The organism is Aeromicrobium sp. (genome assembly GCF_047606445.1).
GTDB lineage: Bacteria > Actinomycetota > Actinomycetes > Propionibacteriales > Nocardioidaceae > Aeromicrobium.
Window position 1 is genome coordinate 39,309 of sequence record NZ_JASGEK010000018.1, and the last position, 10,153, is coordinate 49,461.

Here is a 10,153-nt window from a genome sequence, read left to right on the forward strand (position 1 = left end):
ATGCCGCGCATGACCGCGACGATGTTTGACGTCCTGGATGACTTGCGGGAATCCTCTCTGGACGAGCGGGACAAGGGCGACAAGTTCGAACGACTGGTCAAGGCGTATTTCACCACTGATCCTGAGTGGACCGCGCGTTTCGATGACGTGTGGTTGTGGTCGGAGTGGGAGGGCCGGGACGGTATCGCCGACATCGGCGTCGATCTGGTTGCCAAGCTTCGTGACAGCGATCAGTACGCGGCGATTCAGTGCAAGTTCTACGACGAAGGGCGTAAGGTCGCCAAGAGCGACATCGACTCGTTCATCGCTGCCTCAGGCCGCACGGACTTCGGTTTTGTCAGCCGTTATGTCGTGGACACCTCGGCGGGTTGGACGGGCAATCTGGAGAAGCAGTCGCAAGGACAAGTCCAACGCATCGGCATCGAGTACCTGGCCGACGCGCCGATCGATTGGAAGCGGTTCTCCTGGTCCACGCCGGAGGTCGTCGTCCCGACCGGCCCCAAGACATTACGGCCACATCAGCAGCAGGCACTCGACGCGGTACGCGATGGGCTGGCGACCCGCGACCGGGGCAAACTCATCATGGCGTGCGGGACGGGAAAGACCTTCACCTCGCTGAAGATCGCCGAGGGCATGGTGGGTGAGGGCGGCAGCGTGTTGTTCCTGGTGCCCAGCATCCAGCTGTTGTCGCAGAGTTTGCGCGAGTACATGGCCAACGCCGAGGTGGACATCAGGCCGTTCGCTGTGTGCTCGGACGTACGGGTCGGACGTCAGACATCTGACGATGGGGACCTGTCGGTCATCGACCTCACGGAGCCCGCCACCACGGATGCCGCGACGTTGCTGGCGCAGATGAGCACAGGCCGCCACGCGACCCCACGGATGACGGTGGTGTTCGCCACCTATCAGTCCATCGAGGTGGTGATCGAGGCGCAGCGGCAGGGCTTGGCTCCCTTCGACCTGGTGATCTGCGACGAGGCGCATCGGACGACGGGCGTCACGCTGGCCGGACAGGACGAGTCGGCCTTCGTCAAAGTGCATGACGACGATCTGCTGAAGGCTGATAAGCGGCTCTATATGACTGCGACGCCGCGTGTGTTCGGCGATGACGTCCGCAAGAAAGCGACCGATGCCGACGCGGTGTTGGCCGACATGGGCGATGAGGACGTGTTCGGCCCAGAGTTGCACCGGCTGGGATTCGGCGACGCAGTGGAGGCGGGGCTGCTCACCGACTACAAAGTGCTGGTGCTCGCGGTGGACGAGGCGTATGTCGCCGACAACTTCCAGCGCGCGATGGCCGAGTCGGGTGAGATCAAGCTGGATGAGGCCGCCAAGCTCATCGGCTGCTGGAACGGTCTGGCCAAGAACTTCGGTGCCGAGCAGCCAGGCGACCGTGTGCCGATGCGCACGGCCGTCGCCTTCGCGCAGAACATCAAGGCGTCTCAGAACGCCGCTGCGGCTTTCCCTGTCATGGCGGACCGGGCTGTCGAGGACGTACCGGACGACCGTCCCGCGCTACGTGTGGAGGCGCGACACGTGGACGGCACGATGCGCATTCGTGAGCGCAACAGACATCTGAACTGGCTCAAAGAGCAGACCTCCGGCGACGTCTGCCGCATCCTCACCAACGCGAAGTGCCTGTCCGAGGGCGTCGACGTCCCGGCGCTCGACGCGGTGATGTTCTTGACGCCGCGTGGCTCCCAGGTTGACGTGGTGCAGTCGGTCGGGCGGGTGATGCGTAAGTCGCCGGGCAAAGAGTTGGGCTACATCATCTTGCCGGTTGTGGTGCCGTCCGGTGTGGCGCCGGAGGAAGCGCTCCGCAAGAACGACCGCTACAAGGTCGTCTGGCAGGTGTTGCAAGCGCTGCGGTCCCACGACGACCGTTTTCAGGCGATGGTCAACAAGATCGAGTTGAACAAGAACAAGCCCACCGAACGGCTCGACATCATCCCCGTCACCGGTCCGTTGGACGGCGACGACGTGGCGACCTCGCGCGAGCCTGAGCCGGATCGCCAGTTGGCGTGGACCTTCCCGACGGACGAGTTCCGTGACGCGATGTACGCGCGTGTCGTGCAGAAGGTGGGGGAGCGGCGCTACTGGGAGACGTGGGCCAGGGACGTCGCCGACATTGCCGCCGCGCATGTGGCGCGTATCAACGGCCTGCTGAATGATGACGACTCGGTGGCGGCGTACGAGTTCGAGGTGTTCCTCGACGGACTGCGCGGCAACCTGAACGAGAGCGTCACACCGGCTGAGGCCGTCGACATGCTCGCTCAGCATCTGGTGACCAAGCCGATCTTCGACGCGTTGTTCGGGGGTTACGATTTCGCCCGCCACAACCCGGTCGCGCAGGCGATGGAACGCATGCTCGACGTTCTCGGCGAGCACCGACTCGACGCGGAGAACGTGACCTTGGAAGGCTTCTACGCCTCGGTGCGCCGTCGCGTCGCCGGGGTGGACAACGCCGAGGGCAAGCAGCGCATCCTCATCGAGCTGTACGACAAGTTCTTCTCGGTCGCCTTCAAGAAGACGGTGGACCGCCTCGGCATCGTCTACACACCGGTCGAGATCGTGGACTTCATCCTCCGCTCGGCCGACGCGGTGTTGCGCCAGGAGTTCGGACAGGGCCTCACCGCTGAGGGCGTGCACGTGCTCGACGGCTTCACCGGCACCGGGACGTTCCTGGTGCGGCTGTTGCAGTCGAGCCTGATCGAGCCGCACGACCTGGCGCGCAAGTACGCCCGCGAGCTGCACGGCAATGAGATTCTGCTGCTCGCCTACTACATCGCCTGCGTCAACATCGAGCAGACCTACCTGGAACTGGCCGGAGCGCAGGCTCCCTTCCCCGGCCTGGTGCTTACCGACACCTTCCAATCGTGGGAACCGGACGACCGTCCCGACTTGGGCGTGATGAAGGAGAACAACGCCCGCCTGGAACGGCTCAAGAGTCTGCCGATCACGGTGATCGTCGGTAACCCTCCATACTCCTCGGGTCAGGACTCGGCCAATGACGACAACGCGAACGAGTCCTATCCGAAGTTGGACGAGGAGATTCGCTCCACCTACGCCGAACGCTCGTCGGCGACGAACAAGAACTCGCTGTACGACTCCTACATCCGGGCGATCAAGTGGGCCTCGCTGCGGATCGAGGATCGGGGCGTCATCGCCTTTGTGACCAATGGCGGCTGGCTCGACTCCAACACCGCCGACGGTATGCGTCAGAGCTTGGCGGAGGAGTTCTCGGCGATCCACGTCTACAACCTGCGTGGCAACCAACGGACGGCTGGCGAGCAGTCACGCAAAGAAGGTGGCAAGGTCTTCGGCGGTGGCAGTCGAGCGACGGTGGCGATCACTGTGCTCGTGAAGAAACCTCGGGCGACCGGCCCTGCCACCATCCACTACACCGACATCGGCGACTACCTCAGCCGCGAGGAGAAACTATCCCGCATCGCAGCGGCTGAGAGTGTGCTGACCCTGCCGTCGGTGGCGATCACGCCGAACGAGCACGGCGACTGGCTTAACCAGCGCAGCGATGACTTTGAGGCGTTTCTTGGAGCAGAGGAGGTCTTTGACGTTCTGAGCGGTGGCGTGAAGTCGAACCGTGACGCATGGGTTTACAACTTCGGGACGGGACAACTCGCCGCGTCGATCCAGGAGCTCCTCTCGACCTACGCAGACGGTCTTGCAAACGGTGTCCAGACGAAGGACCCGCGTCGCATCTCGTGGAGCGGCGGTCTCGAAGCGGCGTTCAAGGCGAGGAAACAGCTCACGTTCCAACAAGACCGAGTCGGCATCGTTGTTTACCGCCCCTTCTCACGTATGCGGGGATACTTCGATGCGACGCTTAACGAGCGTCGCTACCGGCTCCCTCAACTCATTCCGACTGCGGCGACCCAGAACTTCGGCATTGTTGTCCCGAGCGCTGGTTCGCACAGTCCGAACACCTTCTTGATGATTGACGCGATCCCAGATCTCCACGTTGTTGATAGTGGACGGTACTTGGGGCGTTACCGCTACGAGCAGGTCGAAGACTCCGGCATGCTCGACTTCGGCGTCGCTGACGATGACGTGGTCGACAGCTACCGGCGCATCGACAACATCACCGACGAGGCGCTGGCGCGGTTCCGGCAGGCGTATCCGGGCGAGAAAGTCGACAAGGACGACATCTTCTTCTACGTCTACGGGCTGCTGCACTCGCCGCAATACCGCCAGACGTACGCCGCCGATTTGAAGAAGTCGCTCCCCCGTATCCCGTTCGTCCGTGGATTCCGCGATTTCGTGACGGGGGGGGGGTGCCTCTCAGAGCTGCATTTGGGATACGAGTCGGTCGAGCCCTACCGGCTCAGCGGACTCGACGTGCGGCCGGCGGAGGGGATCGATCCCTACGACTTCTACGCGGTCGGCGACAAGAAGATGCGCTTCGGTGGGAAGGGGCGCGAGAAGGATCGCTCGACCATCCACTACAACGACCGCATCACCGTCGGGGACATTCCCGACCAGGCGTACCGCTACCAGCTCGGCAGCCGGTCGGCCGTGGAGTGGGTCATCGACCGCTACCACGTCAAGACCGACAAGAAGTCCGGCATCGTCAACGATCCCAACGACTGGTCGCGTGAGGTCGGCGACCCTCGCTACATCCTCGACCTGCTCGCCCGCGTGGTGACGGTCAGCGTCGAGACGGTCGATATCGTCGATCACCTGCCCGACCTCGACATCCTGGAGACGACGAGTTAGCCGTCGCTCGGGTCAGCCGCTGGCTGCCATTGTCGCTCGGGATCGCTTCGGTTCTCCCGGATCTGCGCGTGAAGCAGCGGCGGTTGATAACTCGGCATCGTGGTCAACTCATGCTCGTCAATGATGGCCTGGACGGACTCGACGTTGCTGGGCAGATGCCCCGTGAGGGCTTTCCAGAGCACAAGATGGCGGACATGGTGATACTCGTGGACGACACGGTTACGGGCATGTTGGATATCTGACCAGGGGACATGTGGGTGGTCATCCTTGAACTGCCGATCCATGCGACGCACCGTCTCGCCCAGACGGGACACCATGGCCTCTGCGGCGAGTTGAAGTACGAGGCTGTCCTCATAGTCGGCGTGACTGACGGAGGTGATCGATCGGCGGGACATTTCCGCGTGGGCCACGAAGTCGAGAAGGGCGTAGGCCGTCCGTTCGTCGTAGGCGTCGATGAACGTTTGAGCGGCCGGACTCGGGCTCATAGCCACTTCGCGTCACGGGCGATTGATCCACCATGTTCGTCAACATCCTCGACGCCGATCAGATCGACGGAGACTCCGAGTAGTTCTTCCAGTCTTTGATGGAGGACTGCCTCATCGTGGAGCGTGACGTCATCGGTGAAGTCAACGAGTAGGTCGATGTCGCTGTCGTGGGTCGCCTCGCCACGGGCCACGGAACCGAATACCCAGACATCCGTGCCCTGATGCTGGCGCACCAACTCTTTGACGGCCTCGCGGTGGTGGGCTAGCGCGTGGGCGGGGTGGACCCGCTCGCGTGTCTGGACCGCCTGGCTGCTCATAACCTCAGCATAGGACGACGTTCCGACGAAGCCCAGGGAAACGGTCAGTCGGCCTGCGGGGACTCGCGGTAGGCGGGGACGCCGGCGTCGAGGGCCTCCAGCAGCTCGATCGTGGCGGCGGTGGCGCGCTCGCGGACGGTCGCGGGGTCGCACCAGTGGACGTCGGCGATCTCGGCGGCCTGCAGGGTCAGCGCCTCGCGGTCGGGGACCGGGGTTCGGCCGAGGTCGAAGACGAACACGCATGCGTCGTCCCAGCCGCGCCAGGCGGGCAGCCAGTTGACCGTCACGAGGTCGCCGACCTCGACCTCGATCCCCAACTCCTCGGCCAGCTCGCGGCGCAGCCCGACGGCGGGCGACTCGCCCACCTCGATCACGCCGCCGGGCAGGTCCCATTCTTTCTTGTAGGTCAGCTCGCACAGCAGCACCCGGCCCTCGGCGTCGCGCCAGAGCCCTTGGGAGATGACGCGCTTCGTCGGCAGGCCGGCGTTGAGGATCGCGATGAAGCCGTCGCGCGAGCGCACCGGGGGGTCCTCGGCGAGCCGCGCCATCAGCACGCGGTCGGGCTCGCGGCCGGAGCCGCGGACGACGCCCTCTTTGCGCAGGCCGCAGATCGACGCGGCGCGGATGTCGCCGGTGCGCTCGACGGGGATGCGGGCCTCGACCCGGCTCGCCCCGAGCGCGCCGAGGACGTGCTCGACGACGAGGCCGGCGGTGCGCACCGCGTGCCCGAAGGAGTCGGGGCCGGCGCCGAGGTTCCAGCGCGCCGACCACGTCGAGCGGCCCTCGTCGCGCAGCGCCACCGAGCCGATCCGCTGGTCGTCGGCCCACACGCTGTAGCCCTCGAAGCCGGACTGGGACCGCTCCGGGCGTACCGTCACGGTGTCGTCGCCGAACTCGCGCACGTCCATGGCCTCCACCGTACGCGGTCGCGGGCCGCCGTCCGTGAAACGATCACGGTATGACACGGCAGGTGACGGTCCGCCCGGTGGAACGGCGCGATCTGGAGGTGGTGGTCGAGCTGGTCCACGAGCTCGCTGCCTACGAGCGGGAGCCGCAGAGCTGCCATCTCACTACCGCCGACCTGGGGCGCGCGCTCTTCGCCGACCGGCCCGCGGTCTTCGGGCAGGTGGCCGAGCTGGACGGCGCGGTCGTCGGCACGGCGCTGTGGTTCCTCAACTTCTCGACGTGGGAGGGCGTGCACGGCCTCTACCTGGAGGACCTGTTCGTGCGGCCCGAGGCGCGGGGGACCGGCGCGGGCAGGGCGCTTCTCGCCGCGTTGGCCAGGGTCTGCGTCGAGCGGGGCTACGCCCGTATGGACTGGTCGGTGCTGCGCTGGAACACCCCGTCGATCGATTTCTACGAGGCGCTGGGCGCCGTGCCGCAGGACGAATGGGTCGGCTACCGGCTGGAGGCCGACGCGATCAGCCGGCTCGCGGCGGCCTCGGCGAGCTGACGGCCGTTCCCCTATGCTCGGGGGCGGGCCGTGAGGGCCGCCACACAGCGATGACGTCGGGAGGCCCCGGCGGGTAAGGAGTCCTTCGTGGGAGAACTCGTCCGTCTGGAGGTCGACGGCGGCGTCGCGACGATCCGCCTGGACCGTCCGAAGATGAACGCCCTGAACGCGGCGATGCAGACCGAGATCATCGACGCCGCGCGGGAGGCCGACGCGCGCGACGACGTCGCGGCGGTGGTCGTCTACGGCGGCGAGCGGGTCTTCGCCGCCGGCGCCGACGTCAAGGAGATGGCCGAGATGTCGTACCAGGACATGGTGCGCCACGGACGCCTGCTCCAGGACTTCACGCGGGCGCTGGCGGCCGTCGGCAAGCCGACCGTCTCGGCGATCACCGGCTTCGCCCTCGGCGGCGGCTGCGAGGTCGCGCTGGCGACCGATCTGCGCTTCGCCGCCGCCGACGCCAAGCTCGGCCAGCCCGAGATCGCGCTGGGCATCATCCCCGGCGCCGGCGGCACCCAGCGTCTGGCCCGGCTCGTCGGCCCGGCCGTCGCCAAGGACCTCATCTACACCGGACGCATGATCGACGCCGCCGAGGCGCTGCGGATCGGCCTGGTCGACCGGGTGCTGCCCGCCGAGGAGGTCTACCCGGCCGCCGTCGGCTGGGCGAGCCAGTTCGTCGGCGGTCCGGCGCTCGCTCTGCGCGCCGCCAAGTCGGCCGTCGACCGGGGCCTGGAGGTCGACCTGCAGACCGGCTTGGACATCGAGCGGACCGAGTTCACCGGGCTGTTCGCCACCGACGACCGGACCGCCGGGATGAGCTCGTTCGTGGAGAATGGGCCCGGCAAGGCCACCTTCACCGGGAGCTGACCGGATTTTCTTGTCCACGGCTCAGCCGTGAAACAGTGGACAAGGCCACCGTGTGAGGCATACTGACAGCGGACGTGAAGGCACACGCTCGCGCGAGGAAAGGGAGTCATGAGCGACTCACAGGACAAGTCGGCCACGGGCCGCGCTCCAGCTGACCGGATCGCCGCTGAGATGATCGAGGACGGCGAGGACGGCATCCCCACCGGACGTCCGCTGACGCCGCGGGAGCGCCGCGCGGCCGCGAAGGCCGCGCGCCTGAAGGCCGCGCAGCGACGTCGCGAGGAGCGTTCCGGACGCAAGGGCTCCGACGAGTCCGAGCGGGAGGAGCGGACCGAGCGCGAGACGCCGGTCGTCGAGACGCCCGCCGTCGCCGAGACCACCCCGGCCGCCCCGGCGACCGAGGGCCTCACCTTGGCGCAGAAGCTCGAGGCCGCCCGTCAGGCCGCCGCGCAGCGCCAGGAGGCCGCACAGCAGCGCCGCGACCCGATCGTGATTCCCGATCCGACGCCGACGGCGGAGATCTCGCGCGACGACATCGCCGCAGAGCTGCGGCGCGGTCAGGAGCCCGACCACCTGTCTCCCTCTGAGCCGGTCACCGCCGCGCAGCCGGAGGTCGAGTCGATTCCCGAGTTGCCGGGCGACAGCCTGCTGGACTCGCCGCGCGAGTCGCCGTTCAGCCGGTTGTGGAACGCCGCCACCGCGGGCGAGCTCACGAGCGACACCCCGGTCGAGCCGGAGCCGCTCCGCTCCGAGGACCGCTGGTCGCCGCGCGCCGAGCCTGTGCCGACGGAGGAGCCGAGGACGTCCTTCGACGATCCGCTCTCCTACGGCTACTCCTCGGAGGCCCCGCGCCACGTCGAGCGCACGTCGCTGGAGCCCGAGACGAAGACGCCCGCCTGGTCGCCCGACCCGGTCGCGTCCTCCTGGTCGTGGACGCCCGAACCCGCGCGGGTCGCGCCGGAATCGGAACCTGTCGAGCCGGAGCCCGAGCCCGTCGCACCTGAGCCGGAACCCGTCGTGGTGGAGCCCGAGCCCGTCGCTCCTGAGCCGGAGCCTGTCGTCGAGCCCGAGCCGGAGCCTGTCGTCGAGCCCGAGCCGGAGCCTGTCGTCGAGCCCGAGCCCGTCGTGGCCGTTCCGGAGCCGGTCGCCCCTGAGCCGGCGCCCGAGCCCTTCACGCTGGAGACCAGGACCACCGCGCTCAGCACCTCCTTCGCCGAGAAGCTGGCCGCGGCGAGCGCCGCCGCGCAGGAGCGGGTCGCGAACGCACGGGCCGAGGCCGCCCGACTGGTCGACGAGGCCGCCCGCGAGCGCGCCGAGCTGGCCAAGCGCCTGGAGGCCGACGAGGCCAAGCAGCGCGAGCTCGCCCAGAAGAAGCTCAAGGAGGCCGAGAAGGCCGCCGAGGAGCGGGTCGAGGCCGCGCGTCTGGAAGCTGAGCGGGTCAACCGCGATATCCAGAGCGAGCGGTCTGCCGCGCAGGCGCGGATCGAGCAGCTGCAGAAGGAGTCCGACGAGCGCGTCGCCCAGGCCAAGGCCGACGCCGAGCGCGAGGCGGCCGCCCGTATCGCCGCTGCCGAGGCCGAGGCCAAGCGCCTCGTCGCGGAGGCCGAGGCGGAGGCCACGCGCAACGCCGAGCAGCGCATCGCCGAGGCTGAGGACGCCGCCGAGAAGGCCGCCGCCGAGCGGTTGGCCGCTGCCGAGGCCGACGCCGAACGTCGTATCCAGGCCGCCCAGGCCAAGGCGCAGGAAGTGGCGCTGCTGGCCGCCAAGGAGCGCGAGGCTGCGCACGCTCAGCTGGAGAAGGAGCGCGAGGAGGCCAATCAGCGACTCGCCGAGGTCAAGGCCGAGGCCGAGCGGATCGTCGCCGAGGCCGAGCAGAGCGCGGCACAGCACGTCGCCGCGGCCAAGGCCGAGGCCGAGAAGTACGCCCAGGAGGTCGCCTCCGAGCGGGTCGCCATCGCGGTGAAGCTGGCCGACGCCGAGCGCACCGCCGAGGAGAAGCTGGTGGCGGCCAAGGTCGAGGCCGAGCGACTCGCCTCGGAGGCCGCCGAGCGACATGCCGCGGCGGCCGAGGAGTTGGCTCGCGAGCGTGACGACGCGCATCGCCTGGTCACCGAGGCCGAGGCGCAGGCGCGCACGGTCGCCGAGCAGGCCGAGGCGCAGCGCAAGGAGGCCGAGGCCAAGCTGGTCGAGGCTGAGCGGATCGCCGAGGAGCAGGTGCGGCTGGCCCAGGCCGAGGCCGAGAGGGTCGCCGCGGAGGCCGCGGAGGCCGCGCGGGTGGCCGCCGAGGCGCGCGCCGA

Annotated in this window: 6 protein-coding genes and 1 pseudogene; 4 read left to right on the forward strand and 3 right to left on the reverse strand. The window is 67.9% G+C overall.

Annotation, left to right across the window (positions count from 1 at the left end; all coding sequences use genetic code 11):
* The first annotated feature begins 9 nt into the window (after positions 1 to 9).
* Entirely contained in the window at positions 10 to 4,734 is a 4,725-nt protein-coding gene (locus tag QM621_RS05020; protein WP_414989264.1) for a DEAD/DEAH box helicase, read from the forward strand.
* Here QM621_RS05020 and QM621_RS05025 read toward each other — a convergent pair.
* From QM621_RS05025 to QM621_RS05035, 3 genes are read right to left on the reverse strand one after another with little or no spacing between them, the layout of a single operon-like run.
* Positions 4,731 to 5,219, reverse strand: a complete 489-nt coding sequence (locus QM621_RS05025) for a DUF86 domain-containing protein (RefSeq protein ID WP_414989265.1) — start codon at positions 5,217 to 5,219, stop codon at positions 4,731 to 4,733. The genes QM621_RS05020 and QM621_RS05025 overlap by 4 nt on opposite strands.
* Positions 5,216 to 5,536 carry a nucleotidyltransferase family protein gene (locus tag QM621_RS05030; protein WP_414989266.1) on the reverse strand — a complete coding sequence of 107 codons (321 nt, stop codon included), beginning with the start codon at positions 5,534 to 5,536 and terminating at the stop codon, positions 5,216 to 5,218. Before QM621_RS05030 ends, QM621_RS05025 begins: the two co-directional genes overlap by 4 nt.
* Before the next feature lie 44 nt (positions 5,537 to 5,580).
* Positions 5,581 to 6,444: an NUDIX domain-containing protein gene (locus QM621_RS05035; protein WP_414989267.1), complete on the reverse strand. Its 864-nt coding sequence runs from the start codon at positions 6,442 to 6,444 to the stop codon at positions 5,581 to 5,583.
* A gap of 50 nt (positions 6,445 to 6,494) precedes the next feature.
* Here QM621_RS05035 and QM621_RS05040 point away from each other — a divergent pair, with 50 nt between their 5' ends.
* The 3 genes and pseudogenes from QM621_RS05040 to QM621_RS05050 form a co-directional block, all read left to right on the forward strand.
* Complete coding sequence (locus QM621_RS05040; RefSeq protein WP_414989268.1) at positions 6,495 to 6,989, forward strand: GNAT family N-acetyltransferase; 495 nt, start codon at positions 6,495 to 6,497, stop codon at positions 6,987 to 6,989.
* 87 nt (positions 6,990 to 7,076) lie between these two features.
* The gene (locus tag QM621_RS05045) at positions 7,077 to 7,856 is read left to right on the forward strand and encodes an enoyl-CoA hydratase/isomerase family protein (RefSeq protein WP_414989269.1); all 780 of its coding nucleotides are present in this window, start codon (positions 7,077 to 7,079) and stop codon (positions 7,854 to 7,856) included.
* Between the two features lie 108 nt (positions 7,857 to 7,964).
* A pseudogene (locus QM621_RS05050) lies at positions 7,965 to 10,153 on the forward strand (hypothetical protein); the annotation flags it as partial.